The organism is Chitinophaga polysaccharea, assembly GCF_007829335.1.
GTDB lineage: Bacteria > Bacteroidota > Bacteroidia > Chitinophagales > Chitinophagaceae > Chitinophaga > Chitinophaga polysaccharea_B.
Genome location: NZ_VIWO01000014.1, coordinates 90,121 through 111,737, shown reverse-complemented (window position 1 = coordinate 111,737; position 21,617 = coordinate 90,121). Strand labels below are relative to the sequence as shown.

Here is a 21,617-nt window from a genome sequence, read left to right as displayed (position 1 = left end):
TTAGAAACGCTCTTCGAGGGGTACGGGATGTAGAATTCTTTCTGTTTAGATTATATAAACTTTATGCCTAATTCCCCAACTTTTCAACTTGATCCCTTATTAACCCTATGCAGAAACATTAATTAATCTTTGAATAAAGCGCCCATAGTTATTTCTTACTGTATGATATTAACATCATTGTCATTCTTTTTAGCACTGTAGATAATTATAAGGGGATACCTGGAGATGGTTGTTGAAGGAGCGCAACGGGCCACCGATTTTGACGAAGGTCAATCTTTTTCAAAAGATTTTCTCCCATCTTTGTTTTTTCAATTGCAGACTAATGACAGCCGACCTTGCAGACCTCATCCGGAAAAGTACATCTCTCAGTGAAGAACAGCTCGCTGAAACACTTTCCTATTTTAAACCGGTTACCGCAAAGAAGAATGAACTGCTACTCGAAGAGGGCATGGTGGCGGATAAAATGTTTTTCATTGCAAAAGGCTGCCTTCGGCTCTCTTACGGGAATGAATCTACCAGGTTCATGGCTTTCGAAAACACCTTCCTGACCTCTATTGTCAGCTTTATTTCCAGAAAGTCGGCAACGGAGTATATACAGGCAGTAGAGACCTCGGAGCTGCTCGTGATTACACACCACGACTTCTTCAAACTGAGAGAAATTATGCCAGGATGGGATAAGATCTATATCTACATCCTCGAATATGGCCTGACTGTCATCAACTCAAAACTCAGTAGTCTGCTTACGCAAAACGCTGCGGAACGGTACCGAAGCCTGCTTCAAAACAATCCGGAACTTATTCAGCGATTGTCCAATGCTAATCTTGCTGCCTATCTTAATATATCGCCGGAGACGCTTAGCAGGCTGAAATCACATTTGTAATTCTAAAACAACCATGCCCATCATGAGAAGCGACGAAGTAAAAAAGGGGTATCACAGAACGCCACATAGATCGTTATTCAGAGCAACCGGGTTAAAAGATAACGATTTCAATAAGCCTTTCATTGGCGTTGCTAATTCATTTATCGAAATCATTCCAGGACACTTTTTCCTGAATAAAGTAGCGGAGATCATTAAGGATGAAATCCGGGCAAATGACTGCGTTCCTTTTGAATTCAATACTATTGGGATTGACGATGGGATTGCAATGGGCCATGATGGAATGCTGTTTTCTCTGCCAAGCAGAGAACTGATTGCGAGCGCTGTAGAGAGTGTGATGAATGCTCATAAGCTCGATGCCATGATCGCTATTCCTAATTGTGATAAGATTGTACCCGGTATGATCATGGGAGCACTCAGGGTCGATGTACCTACCATCTTTGTTAGTGGTGGGCCTATGGCAAAAGGATACACGAAAGATGGCGCCCCAATTGATCTGGCTACAGCTTTTGAAGCAGTAGGTAAGCACGAGGCAGGAATGATAAGCGACGAAGAACTCAGCGATATTGAGTGTAATGCCTGTCCGGGTGGCGGTAGTTGCTCAGGTATGTTCACCGCAAATTCTATGAATACGCTGATGGAAGCGATGGGTATTGCCCTGCCAGGGAACGGAACGATTCTGGCGCAGACGCAGGAAAGGGAAGCACTGTATAGGCAAGCTGCCAAAAGGATCTGTGATATCGTGAAGGACGATGTGGCAAGGGAGCGATTTAAATTAAAGAACATCCTTAATGAGCATGCTGTGCGCAATGCATTTGCAGTAGATATGGCGATGGGTGGAAGTACCAACACAGTGCTGCATATGCTGGCAATTGCCCGGGAGGCGGATGTGAATTTCCAGTTGAAGGATATTAATGAGATCTCCAGGAATGTGTCTCATATTGCAAAGATCTCACCTAGTCTGCTGACAGTGCATATGGAGGATATCAATAAGGCCGGAGGCGTGAATGCGGTAATGAAGGAGATGACTAAGCGGGGAAATGGCGTACTGATTGATAACCTAACGATTAGTGGAGAGACGCTTTTTGAAAAGATTCAGGATGCGGAAATCAAGGATGACAAGATCATCCATAGGATAGATAATCCTTATAGCGAGGTAGGTGGATTGGCAATTTTGTATGGAAATCTGGCGGAACAGGGAGCTGTGATTAAAACAGCAGGGATTACAGGCTCCCGGGTGTTTACAGGCAAAGCAGTGTGTTTTGATGGGCAACCAGCGGCGATAGAGGGGATTTTGATGGGGAAAGTGAAGGCTGGCGATGTAGTGGTGATCAGGTACGAAGGGCCAAAGGGGGGGCCAGGAATGCAGGAGATGCTGACACCAACGAGTTTGATAATGGGGATGGGACTGGGTAGTTCCGTAGCATTGATTACGGACGGTAGGTTTAGTGGGGCCACGAGAGGCGCATCTGTTGGACATGTATCGCCGGAGGCGGCAGAAGGGGGAATGATAGGGTTGCTGAAGGATGGAGATGAGATTCATATTGATGTGCATAAGTACATTTTAGAGGTGAATTTGGAGGAAGAGGAGATTAAAAGGAGGAAAGCAGCGTTTGTACCGGTAAAAAAACATCTGAAGTCAAAATGGCTTGGACAGTATAGGGCTTTGGTGACGAATGCCAGTAGTGGCGCCGTTTTAAAGAGTGATTTATAGTGAGATTGAGCGTGATTGATCATTAAAAGCGGTATCAGGGGTTCGACTGCCCCCCAACAGCCCGCAAATAACCTTACCAGAAGGTGCATTAAGCCTGTAGATATTTCATCTGCAGGCTTTTTTCCTGGAAACCGCTCCCTAAAAAAACTTTCGTAACTCCGGTCACTTTACGTTATGGTATACCGATGCACATCGTATCACAAATGCGTGGTGCGCTAAGCGCCGGCAACGGCGTATATCCCATTACGTTACTTACCCTGGCAGTGGGCACCCAAATAAGCGGCATAGCCGGTTATACCGGCCGCCCACCCTTCATTAACGCCCCCGCTTCGTTTACACTTATCCCTCTGTATATGCTTGTAACAATTAATAATTATAGTTAATACGAATTTATTTATTAAATAATAATATTTGTTACTAATTTATGCAGCGGAATTGATGGCCATTGCCTTTGGGAACCTGGCTTTTTTCTAGCCATATAAATTATATTCCACGATATGATTTATATAAAAGAAGAAATATGAATATACTAGATGCCGAATTGGTAGCACGATTACAAAACCACGAAGTAAGCGCCTTCGATGCCTTGTACTGGAAATATCATCAGGCGGTGTACCGCAATATTTTCAAGTTTGTGAAAGATGAGGTGGTAACAGAGGATATCTTGCAGGACGTATTTGCGCGCCTGTGGGAAAAACGACAGGATATACAATCGGACCAATCCGTCAGCGGATGGCTGTTTGTGATCAGCTTTAACATGTGTGTATCTTTTGTAAGAAAAAAGCTGCGTGAACAGGCTTTTCATAAAAACATTCTCCAGGCCGATGCAGATGACCCGGTAGCCATTGAGCGAAAGAACATCGACGAAGAACAGTATCATTTACTGGAACAGGCCATTTCAAAATTATCTCCTAAAAAAAGAACGATAGTTACCCGCTGTAAACTGGAAGGTAAAACCTATGAAGAAGTAGCCAATGAACTTAATATCTCCCGGAATACAGTAAAAGAACATCTATCGGCTGCCATGATCAAACTAAATGATTATATGCAACGCAACGGAGACCATAAATATATTGTGTTGCTGCTACTGTTTCTAAACTATCATGATTCCTAATCCAGCCAATGGATTTTATATTATGATTTAATTAATGTTTATTTTTCCAAAAAAAAGTCCGGAAAGGGCCCCCCCTTTTTTATCAACCGTGCGTATTTAGATTAAACCATCACGCCAGTGCCCAACAGAAAGGAATACCTCAAACAACTGTTAAAGAAAGATAGGTGGACCGCCGCAGAGCAGGAGTGGATGGCGGATTACCTGGAGACCAACGATCTTTCAGAGCTGGAAATGGCAGCCACCGAGTACTTTGAAGCCGACCTGCTCACAGCAAAGCAGATATTGGATAAACGTCTGTCTGAACGGATGCTGAAAAATATCCATCAACGTATAGGCGCCAACGATAGTTCTTTTAAAGGTATATTTCGTTTATATAAACAAAAAATTGCCGCAGCAGCCGTGGTATTGCTGCTGGCCGGCTCCGCCTGGTATATACTGTTGCAGGAACGGGTGAAACAAAAGGCATTTGCCACTACCACAGAACGACAAACAGTGAAACTGCCGGATGGCTCCCTCGTTCACCTTGAAAAAGCCTCCAGCATCAGCTTTCCGGAGGAATTTAACGGCAAGAACCGGGAAGTAGTTTTAAAGGGAGAAGCTTTTTTTGAAATTAACCATGACGCGAAACACCCTTTTATTATTTCTTCTTCGCTGATAAACACCACCGTATTAGGCACCTCCTTTAATATGGAAGTACGCGAAGAAAATATGGCCAGGGTGGTAGTCGTGTCGGGAATGGTACAGGTAAACACACATGGAAACCAGGCCCACAAAAACGGACAACTGGTACTAACAGCCAACAAAGGCGCGGTGTACAACCCCGTATCGCAAGACTTGCGACTCCAGGATGCCAGCGAAGATGCCCGGTTTTTTACGCAGAAAATGAGTGGTAAATTTATCTACAAAGGAGATCCTTTATCTAAAGTAGCCACTGACCTGCAAAGATATTATAACGTACCCGTAGTAACAGACCAGAAATCCGCGCAGTGCAGGTTTTACGGTTCCTTTAACACAACAGACGATTTAGACAAAGCGCTTTCGCTAATTGCATTTTTATTAGATACCAAAGTCAGGAAAGACAGTGCTGGCAATGGATACATTATCGTTGGCGGTAACTGTAAATAGAAAAAAAACAACCGAAATATCGTTAACCAAACTATATTCAAGATGGACTGCTATCAACAAAATTGAACCCGATTCTAAGAAAGAAAATACTATAAGTCTGGTATACTATCCTGGTGACCTTTAGCCTGAATGTACTTCATGCTGGTTAACTGATTGATCAAATGTAACACATTGGATCAGGTGGCTGCTTGTTGCCTATACATACCATAGCTATAGACTGTAATACAATTTTCAACCAAAAACTATATCGCACATGATACCGATTACTTCTTTATTGTCCGGCTAAAACAGCCACCATATAATTGATTAAAAACATTCCTGCTCATGCAGCAGGCCGTCTATTGCCCGGTTTCAGCCAGAAGCCGGAACGGAGATTCTATGGCCCGAACGAAACCAATAAAACATACTTATGTTCCGCAAAAAAAAGTTATTTACTTATTGTTTACTACTGCTGCTTGCAGCAACAAAAACCTATGCCAGAAATGGTTTGCAGGATGCGCTTGACAAAAAGATCACCATTGAATTAAAGAATGTTATTCTTAAAGATGCGCTGGAAAAAATCGGGAATCTCGCTGAAGTATCCTTTGTATTTGTAAGCAATGAGGCACTGGATGTTAATAAGGTAAGTGTGGATGCACATAATGAAAAAGTAGGCGATCTGCTCGACAAGCTGCTTACCCCCTACTCTCTTTCCTATAGTGTGATGTACGACCGCGTAGTCATCAAACATGACAACAGCAAAAAGCCTGCTTCTCTGGCGGTAACAGGTAAACTGATGCGTATAACCCTTCCCGTTACAGACGTAAAAGGTGTGGTGACCAATGAAAAGAAAGAGTTCTTGCCAGGCGTAAGTATCATGATCAAAGGCACTTCCCGTGGTGTAACCACTAATGAAAAAGGCGTATTTGAACTAAAAAAAGTGGCCAACGACGCCATCCTCGTATTCAATTACACCGGTTACAAAACAGAAGAAATCAGTGTTGCTTCCTTCAAAAGCGGCGCGCTTACCATTGTACTGAAAGAAAAACCCACCCGCCTCCAGGAAGTGGTAGTTACCGGTTTCCAGAGCATCGATAAAACAAAATTCTCTGGCGCCGCCACCCGGCTGAAAGGCGAAGATGTGAAAATAGACGGGCTTACCGACGTAAGTCGCATGCTTGAAGGACGGGTTGCCGGCGTAGCCATCCAAAATGTTTCCGGCACCTTTGGCTCTGCGCCAAAAGTACGTATCCGTGGAGCTACTTCTATCAATGGCGATAACAAGCCATTATGGGTAGTAGATGGTGTGGTGCTGGAAGATGTGGTCAATATCTCTAACGACCAGCTCTCCAGCGGGGACCCTACCACCCTGCTTGGCTCTGCAGTGGCTGGTCTTAACTCCAACGACATCGAAAGTTTTGATATCTTAAAAGACGCTGCAGCGGCAGCTTTGTATGGTGCCCGCGCCATGAACGGCGTGGTAGTAATCACTACCAAAAAAGGTCGTGCAGGCAAGCCCGTTATTAATTACAGCGGTAATTTCAGCACACAACTAAAACCCAACTACAACAACTTCAATATTATGAACTCCGGGCAGCAGATGTCTGTACTGGCTGAACTCGAAAGAAAAGGAATCCTTAACTCGGATATACTTTCCCAGGGCGATATTGGCGTATTTGGTAAATTATACGAAAAGCTCGACGCTGACAACAACGGAAACTTCCCCGTGGAAAACGACCCTGAACACCGCAAGGCATTTTTATTACGCTATGCCAAAGCCAACACCGACTGGTTTGGCCTCCTCTTCCGGAATAACTTTGTACAGGAACACTCACTCAGCATTTCATCAGGAACCGATAAAGCACAATCCTATTTTTCCACCAGTTTTTATAGCGATAACGGATGGACGCTGGCCGATAAAGTTACCCGTTATACACTGAACTACCGGAACAACTATAAACTGTCCGACAGACTCTCCGCCGGGTTCTCTACACTCGCCTCTGTTCGCCGCCAAAAAGCACCCGGCGCACTCACCCGCAGCAGTAACCCGGTAGAAGGTCAATACGACCGCGATTTCGATATCAACCCATTCAGCTACTCCCTCAATACCAGCCGCACACTGACCGCTTATGATGAAAACGGAAAGCTGGAATACTTCAGACGAAATTATGCGCCGTTCAATATCATCAACGAACTGGAAAATAATTACCTGGACCTTAATATGATGGACCTCCGCCTACAGGGTGACTTGTCGTGGAAACTGACAAAAAATATCCGCTACGAATTTACCGGCGCTATCCGGTATGTGAAATCCTCCAGGGAACACCAGATCACAGAAAATGCCAACATGGCCAACGCCTACCGCGCAGCCGGCAACGCCACCATCGCCGAAAGAAATAAATTTTTATACCGCGATCCTGATAACCCGGACGCTTTGCCGGTAATAGTATTACCCGCTGGCGGCTTCTATAACCGTACCGAAGACCAGCTATTGAACTATGACTTCCGTAATGGCATCAATTACTCCGACACCTTCGCGCAAAAACATAATCTCAATATACTGGTAGGACAACAAGTAAAATATGCTGACCGCCAGAATGCATCCAACACCGGTTATGGCTATCAATACGACAACGGCGGCGCCACCTTTACCGATTACCGTATCCTCAAACAAACCATTGAAAGTAATTTCCCCTACTTTGGTATGGGCAGAGACTACGACCGTTTCGCCGCATTTTATGCCACCGGCACCTACGCTTACAACAACAAGTACAACTTCACGGCTACCGGCCGTTACGACGGTTCCAACCGTCTCGGGCAATCCCGCAAGGCCCGGTGGCTCCCTACCTGGAGCGTGGCCGGTTCCTGGAATATAGACAGGGAAGCTTTTGCCGCAAGCATCCGTCAGCTGGACTACCTGACGCTTCGTGCCAGCTATGGCTTAACCGCCAGTATGGGGCCCGCCACCAATTCCAACATAGTCTATCAAACCGTTAATACTAATCGCCCGCATCTCACAGAAGTTGAATCTGTTATCCGGTTATCGCATTTACAAAATGATGATCTCACCTGGGAGAAATTATACACCACCAACATTGGGATCGACGGTGGATTTTTTAATAACCGCCTCAACTTCAGCATCGATGCCTATACACGTAAAAGCTTCGACCTGATCAGCCGCATCAAAACTTCCGGGATCGGTGGCGAAATGTTTAAAGCCGCCAACTATGCGGACATGGACTCTAAAGGACTCGAAGTAATGATAGGCGGAGATATCATCCGGACTAAAGACTGGAACTGGAAATCCAGCGCTACCTTTGGTTACAGCACCAACAAAATTACCAACGCAAAAAATATCCCCGGCATCTTCGATCTCGTGGTCGCAGAAGGTGGTAACACAGAAGGATACCCGGTACACAGTCTTTTCTCTCTCCGATATACGGGTCTTGATCCAAAATCAGGCGCGCCCTCATTTATTAACCAGAATGGCGTCAAGAGTGCTGATGTAGACCTCCAATCACTCAACACCAGTCACCTGGTATACCAGGGACCGGTAGATCCACCAATCACAGGCGGGTTCTCCAATACCTTCCGTTATAAAGCTTTGTCACTGAATATATTTTTTACCTACCAGTTTGGCAACAAGATCCGCTTGTATCCTGCCTTCAAAACCAGTTACTCCGACCTTGACGCCATGCCCAAGGAATTCTACGACCGCTGGGTAATGCCGGGTGATGAAGGCACCACACATGTCCCGTCTATCCTGGATGCTTTTGAACAAATATTGCTCAAAGGCGCCCATCCATACAACAATTACAACTACTCCACTGAAAGAGTGGCCAAGGGTGATTTCATCCGGCTGAAAACAGTGTCGCTGACTTATCAGCTGCCCGGAAAACTCACCCGGCTTGCCGGGTTCAGTAATGTAGCAGTAAGCGCTGCCGCCATCAATCCATGGCTGCTCTATGCAGATAAAAGGCTGCAGGGCCAGGACCCTGAGTTTTTCAACGCCGGTGGCGTAGCCCAGCCTATTCAGAAGCAATTCACATTTTCTTTAAAAGTTGGTATTTAAAAAAGTATATATGTCAACCTGCTATATAACGTCCACAACGCAACGAAAAATAAAGCCCGCCCTTATCGGCATATTTGCGCTCACCACACTTATCGCCGGCGGATGTAAAAAATACCTGGAGCAGGTGCCTGACAGCACCTGGACAGATCTCAGCACACCTGCCAAAGTAAGCAAGCTACTGGGTACTGCATACCCGCAGGCCAGCTATACTACAATGTGCGAGGCGATGTCTGACAATGTAGGTGACAAAGGCGTAGGCGTATACTACCGCCCCAACCAGGATGCTTATGTATTTAATGATATCCAGTGGATCGAGGAAGACTCACCCGAGGCTTATTGGAAAGCCTGCTACACTGCTATCGCCGCCGCCAACCAGGCGCTGGCAGCATGTGAAAAAGCAGCAGATCCCGCCGCTTATACCCGTCAGCGAGGTGAAGCTCTGCTGGCGAGGGCTTACGCGCATTTTATGCTGGTAAATATCTTTGCCAAAAGCTACGATGCTGCCACCGCCGCCAAGGATCCCGGTATCCCCTATGTAACCGTACCCGAAACCGTAGTCATCAAACAGTATGAACGTAAAACGGTAGCCTATGTATACGACATGGTGGAAAAAGACCTGCTATCCGGCCTGCCGCTGATCAGCGATGATGCGTATAGCGTTCCCCGTTATCATTTTAACCAGAGCGCCGCCTATGCATTTGCTAGCCGTTTTTATCTTTTTAAGAAAGATTATCCTAAAGTGATAGCCTATGCAGACCATACCTTTTCCAATAACGATGTAGCCAACAACATGCGTCGGTGGAATAGCACTTACGGCAACATGTCGCCCGCACAGATCTTCGACCTCTACGCCAACGCCAACGAAAAAGCCAACCTGTTGATTGCAGAAGCCCCCTCCCTCTGGGGCCGCAATGCCGGCCGGCTGCGGTATGATCTCGACTATGTACATGAGGCGGAGATACTGGGCCGTAATGTAACCGGTGGCGTGTGGGCGTACCCATTATACTACTATGGCTCCCAGGATTATTTTGTGCCTAAATTATCGGAATACTTCGTGAAAAATTCCGTGAACGCCACCATCGGACAGCCCTATGTGATGACCCCGTTGTTCACCACGGAAGAAGTATTGTTTAACCGCGCAGAAGCCAATGCCTGGCTTAACAACACCAGCGCCGTGCTGGCGGATCTCAACCTGTTTGCCAGCAAACGTATCCGGAATTACAACGCCGCGCAACATACCATCACGCTGTCGGCCATGCAGCAATTCTACGGCATCACCGATGCCAGAAGCGCCTGTATCCGCACCATCCTGGATTTCAAGCGGGCAGAATATATACAGGAAGGACAACGCTGGTTTGACCTGCAACGCTACAAAATGCCGGTGATACACACTACCAGGGAAGGACAAATACTGGAACTGAAAGCCGACGATAACCGCCGCCTGTTCCAGATCCCGGCGGCTGCCACCACCTCCGGAATAGCATTAAACCCAAGATAATAACAAGCGATACTACCAACACTAATACATCAACAAAATGAAAGCATTATTACTCATCATCCCCCTATGCTTGCTGTTAGCCTGCAGCAAGAAAGATGACCCGGGCAACGTGGAAAATATTCCCGGCCTTGGCGGCGATACCTGGGTGAACTCACCATTGGATAAATGGTTGCACGATACCCTGACGGTGCCGTTCAATATTGCGGTAAAATATAAATGGGACCAGTTCGAATTTGAACTGAACAAGACACTGGTACCGCCTAAAGAAGAAAAGATAATACCCGTAATGTCGGCCATTCAAAAAGTATGGATGAATACCTATATCAGTGAGGCCGGGGCTATTTTCTTCAAAAAATACTGCCCGAAGTATTTTATCCTGTCCGGAAGCGCCAGCTGGAACGAAAACGGCACCATTACCCTCGGGACAGCAGAAGGCGGCCGAAAAGTAGTGCTATACCTCGTCAACGATTTTCTGACAAAAGGAATGGAAGGATACCGGCCTTCCGATTCTTCCAACGTAAAACAAATGTTCCATGTAATAGAGCATGAGTTTGGCCATATCCTGCATCAGACCGTAATGTATCCCGTTGCGTTTAAACGTATCTGCGCAGGATTCTACACCGGCAACTGGAATAACATTTCGGACGAGGAGGCCCGCCGCGATGGTTTTGTAACACCGTACTCCATGGCCAGCTTTGACGAAGATTTTGTAGAGATGGTATCCACTATGCTGGTAGAAGGAAAAGCTGGATTTGACGCCATGGTTAATAGTATCCCCGACGGCACCAGCATCAATGGCGTATCCAAAGCCGAGGCCCAGTCACGGCTGCGGCAAAAGGAAGCCCTCGTGGTCAGCTATTTCTCCATTGTATGGCATATCGACTTCTACAGTCTCCAAACACGCACGCGAAGAGAAATCAATCAGTTACTCTATTAAAAGCAACGCTCCACAGAGAGTAAAAATAACAGTATGAGAAACAACCTGATCTTTTTATTATTCATCCTGGCCGGTATCGCCTCCTGTAAAAAGGAAACAGATCCCGTTTTTGATAAATCACCGGACCAACGTATCAATGATACGTTGTCGCATTACCAGCAAGTGCTCACCGGCGCCCCGTATGGCTGGAGGGCACTGGTATACCCGGCAGGCGTTCCCGGAAGCGTATACAGCTTCTATTTCAGTTTCTCCGATGCCAACCGGGTACAAATGTTTTCCGACTTCGATGCTGCCAGTACCAACAACATACATGAAAGCAGCTGGCGATTGAAAGCATTACAACAGCCGTCCCTGCTATTCGATACCTATTCTTATTTGCACGTACTCTGTGACCCTGACGCCAGCCACAACGGCGGCGTATATGGCAATGGCCTGGGCTCCGATTTTGAATTTTCCATCAACGGCGCACAAGGCGATTCCGTTTGGCTCACCGGCCGCTTCCATCGCAGCAAAGCTGTATTGATCAAGGCTACGCAACAGGACCAGGAAAACTACCTGCAGCATAAAATCAACCGGTCGATCGATAGCATTGGTGCACTGCTCACCTACTTTCATCGGCTATCTACCAGCTCTGGCGACTATGATGTAAGCATTAACCAATACCTGCACTGGATCACCTTTACCTGGACAGAAGATGGAAAGCCGCAACAAGTAACTACCGGTTACACCTATACGCCAACAGGCATTACCCTTATCCCTGCATTTAAAGCCAATAACATTACCATCAGCAGCCTGGAACAGGTAAAATGGGAAAACGGCGCTATCGCCTTTACTATTAACGGTAAGCCGGCTACCATCACCAACACGGCCACACCACTGGTTATTGATCCAGCAGCAGCCCAACGGTGGTACCAGTATGCCATACAAAATGAAAAGTACTGGATAACAGCCAGCGGGTTTCATGCGGATGGTAAAGATGACGCCTGCCATATCACCGACTTACCCAACTACGCCTTTCTCACCTACTACCCGCAGATCAATGGCCCTGGTACCTCACTGGATCTCCTCGGGTTTGTGATAAAGCAAGACGATGGTAAGAATAGTATCGAATTTGGCCCGGGTTACAGCGCTCCCTCTTTTACCACAGACGGACGGATCATTTTCAATGACAACGGTTTTTATGGAGACCCAGCCAACTATGTTACTGCTGTGCAAAAAACAAGAGCACTGATGGCTGACCCGCAAGGCTTCTACCTGGTACAAACCGGCACATCCACCTTTGATATGGTCAATGCCAGGGATGGCAAATCGTGGATCAACTGGCGGACTTTCTAATTGCAACAACCAAATTCAAAATAGCCTCATATGAGAAATTGTACGGTTCGTTATCTATATAAAACAACATTACTTATAGGAGTACTGCTAATGCTGGTAGCGCGGCTATCGGCACAAACAGATATCAGTATTGGCAATAGTACTTCCGGCAATACAGACCTGGGATATCCCTGCCCCCTGCAGGATTACTATGAAGGCAGCCGCGCGCAGTTCCTGTACCGCGCATCTGAGCTGCACAGCGCAGGTATGGCCGCTGGCGTGATCAGTGGTCTGAAATTTAATGTACTCAATCTCAATGCTACAGATACTATTGAGCAATACACTATCAAAATTGGCGTTACCAGCGACGCCACGCTGAGCAGCACCACCTGGGTCACCGTCAGCAACCAGGTATACGGCCCGGTGGACTACCTGCCCAAAACTGGTATCAACATCCTGACTTTCTCTTCCAGCTTTTTCTGGAATGGATCAGATAATATCGTAGTGGAAATATGTAATGGCGCTCCCGATTCAGATACGCGCCTTACCTACAGCCACAACCCTGAAGTACCTTTTACAACAGGACTTCCCTTTAACGGCTCGCATACCTACAGAACCGACGGGCTTAACTATTTATGCGGCACCTCCAATACCAGCAACACCGGTGCTATGACTACCCGCCCCGATATTAAATTTTCCTGGACACCGGCAGCCGCGTGCACCGGCATACCTACCGCCGGTACTGCCTCTGCCAGTCCCTCTACTGTTTGTATGAACGGGCAGGTAGTGGTTACCTTATCAGGTACCACGATCGCCTCGGGGATACATTACCAATGGCAGTCGTCCCCCAATAACAGCACCTGGACAGATATCCCCAACGATACCACCAACAGACTGGAAACCACACAAACAGTTACCACCTGGTACCGCTGTAAAGTAACCTGTACTGCCACCAATACCACCGCCATTTCCAGCAGTGCCATAGTAACATCACCACTGGCAGTATCCGGTACTTTTACTATTAATAAGGCATTGCCTACCGGCGGTACCAACTTTGCTTCCTTTAATGACGCCTACAACTCGATCAAATGCGGGATCAACGGCCCCGTTATATTCAACGTAGCGGCAGGCGGCAGCGCTTATAACGAACAGCTACTGATCACCCCTGTTCCCGGCGCCTCCGCCACCAATACTATTACTTTCAACGGTAACGGGGATACGCTGACCTACAGTGGTACCTCTTCTTCACCGGCGGTCATTAAACTCTCTGACGCAGATTACTTCACCTTCAATAATCTCGTGATCAAACCCATCGGCACCAACAACGGATGGGGAGTACACCTGACCAGCGATGCGGATTATAACAACATCCGCAACTGTACTTTTCTACTGGACACCACCTCCAGTTCTACCAGTAACGCAGGTATCGTGATCAGCAATTCCACTTCCGCCACGTCTACCGGCGAAGCAAAATGCGATTTCAACACCTTTGCTGATAACAATATCAACGGCGGTTACTACGGTATCGTCTTAACCGGCAGCAATACATTTGCCAACGGTAACAATAAGATCATCAATAATAAGATCAGTAACTTCTACAGCTATGGTATTTATGTAACCGGCTCGTTTAACACACTGATTGAAAACAATATTATCAGCAGACCTACACGAAGCAATGTTACTTCGTTTTATGGTATCTATTTTACGGATCTGAGTACGAAGGCAAACATTACGCGTAACATTGTCCGTAACCCCTTTGGAGGCGCCCCCAGTAGTACCAGCACCGCCTATGGCATCTACTTCTCCAGCACCGATGCACTCTCCCAATTGGAGAATGTGGTAAGCAATAACCTGTTGCATAATTTCACAGGTAAAGGAGATGTATATGGCATCTATAACTCAGGCTCAGACAACGTTTGGTATTATCACAATACCATTGCACTGGATGGCGCGTCTACTACCTCTTCGACTTATACCTCCCGCGGATTTTACCAGACTTCCAAAGCAGATGGTGTTGAATTTGTAAACAATCTCATCTCGGTAACACGCACCGGTGGCGGCAATAAATATTGTGTTTACTTCGCTGCCACCAACGGCACCATCCATGCCAACAGGAACGACTATTACCTGGCAGCGGCCGGCGGCACCAATAACGTCGGCTACTATGGCGCCAACAACGCCAGCCTGCTTGATTGGCAAACTGCGTCCAAACAGGACAGCAACTCCGTAAGTTCCAATCCACTGTTTGTATCCGTTAGCAGCGGCAATTATCAACCTGCCAACGCCTCTATTGACAATAAGGGCACCCCGGTAAATATCACCGTGGATATTAACAATGCCACCAGAAGCACTACCACACCGGACATTGGTGCATATGAATTTACACCAGGCCCCTGCGTAACGCCACCTCTGGGCGGTAATGCACAGGTGAGCCCTTCTGTGATTTGTGTGAACAGAAAAGTAGCCTTAACGCTGACAGATAATACCATCGGGCTGGGACAAACCTACCAATGGCAAAAATCTGCCACGGCTACCGGTACTTATACACCGGTAGGCGGTTTGCTGACCAACCCGGATACGGTGATTACAGCTGTTACCACCTCCTGGTATCGGGTAGCCGTTACCTGCAGTGGCAACACAGCTTACTCACAGCCCATTCTCCTCACCGTAAACCAGGCTTTCCCGGCGGGATCTTACACCATTAATAAAAACATCCCCGCCAGCGCCACCAATTTTATCAGCTTCAACGCGGCTAAAGCGGCAATGGAATGCGGTATTCAGGGGCCGGTTGTATTGAATGTAGCGCCAGCTTCCGGTCCTTACCTCGAACAACTGGTACTGGACTCTATTGCGGGTACCTCTGCAATCAATACTATTACCTTCAATGGTAACGGCAATACGATAAAATTTGCGCCTGCCGACGGCAATGAAAGAGCAGTCATCAAACTGCGTAGCGCCGATCATATCGTGTTCGACAGTCTTGTTATAGACGCTACCAACGGCGACTATGGATATGGCGTACAACTGCTTAACAACGCAGACAGCAACAAAATCACCCGTTGTACGATCCTGACAGATATCGAAGGCACCTACTACGAATACGCAGGCATCGTGGTAAATGGCAGTGAATCCAGCCCTAACAGCGGTACCAATAATGGTTGTGATGGTAATATCTTCTCAAAAAATACTATCACCGGTGGATACTATGGCATCACGATCTATGCTGAAACGGCCGCACCAGCTACCCGCAACAGCATCAGCTACAATACCATCAAAGAGTTTTATGAAACAGGTATCTCTGTAAGCTATACTACCAACACCCTGGTAGACCACAACGATATTTCCAGGCCAGCACGTACCAATAACAGCTATTCTGTATACGGTATCGGCGTAGAAAATAAATCGGCAGATGTAGTGGTCAGCAATAACCGCATCCACAACATGCTCGGTGGTTCACCTGCTTCCACTTCTTCTGTATACGGGCTCGAGTTTTCGTATGCAGATGCCACCGCTACCAATCCTGCCAAAGTTTTCAACAACGTGGTATATGATTTCCGCGGACAAGGTACACAGTATGGTTTCTCCAACTACAGTGCCGATTACATTTACTACTATCACAACACCATTGTGCTGAACGATAGTCAAAATACGTCTTCCAGTACCACCACGGGCTTATACCAGTCAGGTACGGCTACCGGTATACAGTTCTTCGACAATATACTCGACATCAGCAGAGCTGGTAAAGGCAGCAGAACAGGTGTGAGCATTGCTGCCAGCACTGTGATCACATCCAACTACAATGACATCTTTGTAAAAAGTGATTTCAATACTGCCTACACCGGCGCAGCAGGTTCCAACTATGTTACCCTCGCAGCATGGACAACCGGCACCAAACTGGATAGCAACTCATTAGCTGTTCCGCCTGTATTTGCAGATCCTGTTGCCGGTAACTTTGCCCCGGTAATATCTCCCCTCGACAACACCGGTAAACCAGTAGGCATTACCACAGATATCCGGGGTACAACCAGAAGTACTACCAAACCAGATATGGGCGCTTATGAAATAAGCGTGCCTAACTGCAGTAAACCGGTTGTACCGGGTACTTCAACGGTGTTCCCGCTTACCCCGGTATGTATGGGCACCGGCATTAAACTGGACCTGACGGGCAATAGCACCGGAGGTACCCAAACCTATCAGTGGCAACGTTCCGCTTCTGCTGCCGGTCCATGGGTAAATGCCAGCGATACGCAATACGTAAGCGTATTTAATACCACCATAGGTATCGAAAACTACTATCGCTGCCGGATTATATGCGGAGGGACAGACACTGCCTATTCCACCACGGTAAAGGCTAACCTGAATCCGCCATTGCTGGCTGGCGTATATACCATTAACCCAGCGTTGCCCACCAGTGCTACCAACTTCCAGTCGTTCAGCAGCGCTGTTTCCAAGCTGGAATGCGGTATAGCCGGTCCTGTTACCTTCCTCGCAAAAGCAGGTATCTACACCGAGCAAATTACCATGCATCATATCCCTGGTGCGTCTGCGGTGAACAGGGTTACCTTTAGCAGCGAAACCGGCAATGCTACTGCAGTAACGCTTACCTACACCGGTACCAGCGCACTGAACTATGTGCTGAAGCTGGATAGCGTAGACTACGTTACCTGGAAAGCGATCACTATTAAACCTGCCGGCACCACCAATGCAAGAGGCGTAGTGTATACCAACACATCGTCTTACGACAGCATCAGTGCCTGTATCATTCCTTTACCGGCTACTACCAGCACAGGAACAACGGTGAGCGGTATATACGGCGACGAATGTACCGGTACCGGTAACGTGATCAGTGGCAATACCATCAGCAACGGATCTACTGGCATCTATTGGTCTGGCGCTTACAGCGCTGTTACACCCGGCCTCGTACTGGACAGTAACAAACTGGATCAGTCGTATGTAAACGGCATCTATGCAGAATATACCGACAGCCTGATGATTCAGCGCAACCAGGTGAGTATGAGCGGCAACCTCGCTTCCGATGCTTATGGCATCCATACAGATAACACCAACGGTTATATTATTTCCGGTAACAAAGTTACTATCAATAATACTGGTGAAAACATCCACGGCATCTACCTGGAAAATGCAGACGCCAATGCAGGTATAAAAGGACTAGTATCCGGCAACCGGATCATTACAAGAGGAAATATTACCGGGGACGTACGCGGACTGGAACTTTACCAGGTTGATGCTGCCACTATTTCCAACAACGTGATCAGTGTGAAAGCCAGTGGTAGCAATGCCTATGGCATTTACAGCGAAAGCAGTTCCAATCTCAATTACTATAACAACTCGGTACTGAACAGCGGTGTTACTACGGATGACAACTACGCCGCTTACTTCAGTCATACCTCCACCAACTATGGCAATGTGAAGATCAAAAACAACATCTTCGCATCAGATACCAGCGGCGTGGCGATGTATGTGGCCGACCCGCTTTACCTGAAAAGCGATTACAATACGCTGTATACAAAAGGTACCGTACTTGTAAAACAGGCAACACCTGCCGGCAGCTATGCTACCCTGCATGACTATATCAGCGCAGATACCCTCGACATCAACTCGATTGTTTACAAACCTGCTTTTGTAAATGATACCACGCTGCAACCGGCCATTGCCAATCCTGAAGTATGGGCCATCCATGGTCGTGGTGTGCAGATAGAAGGTAACGACAAAGATATCACCGGCGCAGCCAGACCAGTTAAACTGACTGATGGCGTACCGGATATGGGCGCTTATGAGTTCCTGCCAACAGCTGTACCACCGGTGTTACCCGCCTTCCCTGCCACACCGGCGCCGGGGGTAACACAAACATTTATGTTTGGTACGGATACGGTTACAAAAATCACCTGGAATCCGGGTACTGCTATTCCCACCAACATAGCAGTAAGACGTTACTCCGGTATTAAGCCGCCTAACCTGGCTAACGGTACCGCACATATGTATTTCTATACAGATGTGGACGTAACACCAGCCAACGGGCAATACAACTTTAATATCGATCAATTCTATCTCGACCCCTGGCAAGGATTTATCAGGCGTCAGAAAGACATCAGGATGGGCCGTACCGACAATGCCAATACCTGGATAGTCGATTCGCTGAGCCATGTATACGATATCCCGAACGTGATCAGGGATAGCTCGCTGCACTTCCTGGATAAATTTACCGGGTTGAATGGTGGCGCCAACAATACACAATTATTACAACCGGCCGACAGTTCCAACAGGGGCACCCGGTTCTGGGTCGGCTATGGCCATCACCAGTTCTTCTCCGGCGATAATTCTCAGAACATGGTGTTGTACCTCAATGCGCAGGACTCTGCCAATGTCACCGTTCGTATCAATGGTACCAACTGGGAACGCGTGTATCATATTCCATCCAATAAAACCATCACTACGGAGATTATACCAAAGAACGGACTGAATGATGCCCGTCTCATAGAAGAAGGGTGGTCAGATAAAGGCATCAGTATAGAAAGTGATGTGCCCATTGTTGCGTACGCGCATATCTATGGCAGCGCTTCTTCCGGTGCCACCATGCTGTTGCCGGTAGGCACTTATGGATATGAATATGCCACCTTGTCGTCAAGGCAGAATTACAGTAATGACACCTATTCCTGGTTCTATGTGATCGCCGACTATGACAATACCAAAGTAGAAATTACTCCTTCGGTACCCACCTTGGCCGGCAAGCCAGCCAATACAACGTTCACAGTGACACTGAACAAGGGTGAAGTGTACCAGGTACTGGGTGCTATGATGCCAGGCGGCAGCAGCGATGGATATGATCTGTCTGGTAGCCGGGTAAGATCAGTGATCAATGAAGATGGTAAATGCTACCCCATGGCCGTATTTTCCGGCAGCAGCCGTACCGGCATTGGTTGCGGTGGAGAGACAGGCAGCTCAGGTGATAACCTGATCCAGCAAAACTTCCCGTCACAGGCATGGGGTAAAAAGTACCTCACCGCACCAACTTCCAACAGCAGCGGCGCCAGCTCCTTTATGACCAATATATACCGCGTACTGGTGAAAGACCCTGCTACCCAGGTAAAAGTAAATGGTATGGTACTAACAGGTTTGATTAACAACCGGTTCTACCAGTTTGAAAGCAACACCGCCGACAATATCGAGGCTAATCAGCCTATCATGGTAGCCCAATATATGTCGTCCAGCGGAAGCTGCGCCAATACCGACGGTGGTGGCGATCCGGAAATGATCTATCTGAGCCCGGTAGAACAGGGCATCAAAAAAGTAGGATTATACCGTAATACCCAGGAAGCCATCACCATCAATTACCTGACCCTTATTATACCAACAGGAGGTCTGTCTTCCCTGCTCATCGATGGCAGCGCTACTTTCGACCATACGTATCCACATCCTAACGCCACAGGCTATACGGTAGTAGTAAAACGCTGGCCTGCTGCACCGGCACAGTGTACGGTTACCAGCGACTCTGCATTTACTGCTATCACCTATGGTCTCGGAAGTGTAGAAAGCTACGGTTACAACGCCGGTACTTTGGTAAAAAATCTGAACATCCTGCCTTCATTCAACAATGTAATGAATAACAGTGGTCAGAATAACACCTATACCTGCGCTAAAACACCATTCCGGTTTTCTATGCTGATACCGGTAAAACCAACCAGCATCGCCTGGAAATTCAGCCAGGTAGCCAATCTGGCGCCTAAAACAGATATAGTACAGAACAACCCGGTACCGGTAGATTCTATGATCAGCAATGACCGTAAATACTATCGCTTCACCGTACCTGCAGATTATATCTTCAGTAAACCGGGCATGTACGACGTACCTATCCTGATTTCACATCCCGATATTGAAAGCTGCAGTAATAGCTTTGAAAGCATCCTGCAGATTAAAGTAATCCCTGCCCCCGTGGTGAATTTCAGTGTTGACTACACCGGCTGCTTAAACGATGGCGCCCTCTTCAAAGGAACCGCTGCTACCAGCAACGGTGTGGCAATCAGCAACTGGAAATGGAACTTTGGTGACTCTACTTTGGGCACGGCAAAAGACACCCTGAAACATTACAAATATCCAGGCATAAAACAGGTAAAACTGAGCATTGTAGCGGCTGAAGGTTGTGTAGGAGATACCACCAAAGAAGTGGAAGTATATGCTCCCGCTGTTGCTCAGATCGTAAAAGACTCCATGACGGTTTGCAGTGGTACCAACGTAATCCTGTCTGCCAAAAACCCCGAACCGGGCGTACTGTATAACTGGTACGACGCACCAGTAGCAGGTAACCTCTTATTTACCGGAAGCGATTATACCATTAATAATATCGCAGCTGGTGGCACCTACTATCTCGAAACGCTCACCCACGGATGCCCTGGCACCGTTCGCGCCAAAGCCATCGTGCATGTGTTGCCGGTACTTGCTACACCGGTAGTAACGGTAGACAGCATAGGCGTGAATATGATCCGGTTTAAATGGAAGGCAATAGCTAACGCCACCAGTTATGAGGTATCGGTTGACGGCGGTACTACCTGGACCCTGCCTTCATCCGGCAGAGAAGGACTGGTACACATTATCAGCGGCTTACAACCGGTACAGACCGTAAAACTGATTGTACGCGCAAAAGGCTGCGAAGACAAGGAATCATTGCCTGCAGAAGGTAAAACGTTACCTGACGGCATCTACATTCCAAATACGTTTACGCCAAACAACGATGGTAAAAATGACGTGCTGCTGGTATATGGCTATATCATCAAACAAATGCACATGACCATTTTTGACCAGTGGGGCGAAAAAGTATTCGAATCCAACAACCAGACAACGGGCTGGGATGGCCAATACAAAGGGAAAGCATTGCCTTCCGGCGTGTATATCTATGTATGTCATCTTACCCTTACCGATGGAAGTAAAACAGAAAAGAAAGGAGTCATTAACCTGATCCGTTAAAAGCAGTT

9 protein-coding genes are annotated in these 21,617 nt (G+C 47.2%); all 9 read left to right on the top strand.

The features are described 5' to 3' along the window. Positions 1–322: 322 nt before the first annotated feature. The 9 genes from FHW36_RS29095 to FHW36_RS29055 all read left to right on the top strand — a co-directional run bounded on the left by FHW36_RS29095 (position 323) and on the right by FHW36_RS29055 (position 21,609). Positions 323–880: a Crp/Fnr family transcriptional regulator gene (locus FHW36_RS29095; RefSeq protein ID WP_145674844.1), complete on the top strand. Its 558-nt coding sequence runs from the start codon at positions 323–325 to the stop codon at positions 878–880. Positions 881–902: 22 nt separating this feature from the next. Then, the gene (gene ilvD, locus FHW36_RS29090) at positions 903–2,591 is read left to right on the top strand and encodes a dihydroxy-acid dehydratase (protein ID WP_145674842.1); all 1,689 of its coding nucleotides are present in this window, start codon (positions 903–905) and stop codon (positions 2,589–2,591) included. 520 nt (positions 2,592–3,111) lie between these two features. Further along, complete coding sequence (locus FHW36_RS29085; RefSeq protein ID WP_145674840.1) at positions 3,112–3,705, top strand: RNA polymerase sigma factor; 594 nt, start codon at positions 3,112–3,114, stop codon at positions 3,703–3,705. 117 nt (positions 3,706–3,822) lie between these two features. Then, positions 3,823–4,830, top strand: coding sequence for a FecR family protein (locus FHW36_RS29080; RefSeq protein WP_145674838.1), 1,008 nt, complete (start codon positions 3,823–3,825; stop codon positions 4,828–4,830). A gap of 409 nt (positions 4,831–5,239) precedes the next feature. Continuing rightward, positions 5,240–8,881 (top strand): SusC/RagA family TonB-linked outer membrane protein, encoded by a 3,642-nt coding sequence (locus tag FHW36_RS29075; protein ID WP_145674837.1) that lies wholly within the window; start codon positions 5,240–5,242, stop codon positions 8,879–8,881. 10 nt (positions 8,882–8,891) lie between these two features. Beyond that, positions 8,892–10,379, top strand: a complete 1,488-nt coding sequence (locus FHW36_RS29070) for a RagB/SusD family nutrient uptake outer membrane protein (RefSeq protein ID WP_145674835.1) — start codon at positions 8,892–8,894, stop codon at positions 10,377–10,379. A 37-nt stretch (positions 10,380–10,416) separates the two neighbouring features. Further along, on the top strand, positions 10,417–11,316 hold the full coding sequence (locus FHW36_RS29065) for a zinc-binding metallopeptidase (RefSeq protein ID WP_145674833.1): 900 nt from the start codon (positions 10,417–10,419) through the stop codon (positions 11,314–11,316). 33 nt (positions 11,317–11,349) lie between these two features. Beyond that, positions 11,350–12,651, top strand: coding sequence for a DUF4302 domain-containing protein (locus FHW36_RS29060; protein ID WP_145674831.1), 1,302 nt, complete (start codon positions 11,350–11,352; stop codon positions 12,649–12,651). Between the two features lie 30 nt (positions 12,652–12,681). Then, positions 12,682–21,609 (top strand): T9SS type B sorting domain-containing protein, encoded by an 8,928-nt coding sequence (locus FHW36_RS29055; protein ID WP_145674830.1) that lies wholly within the window; start codon positions 12,682–12,684, stop codon positions 21,607–21,609. Positions 21,610–21,617 lie beyond the last annotated feature (8 nt).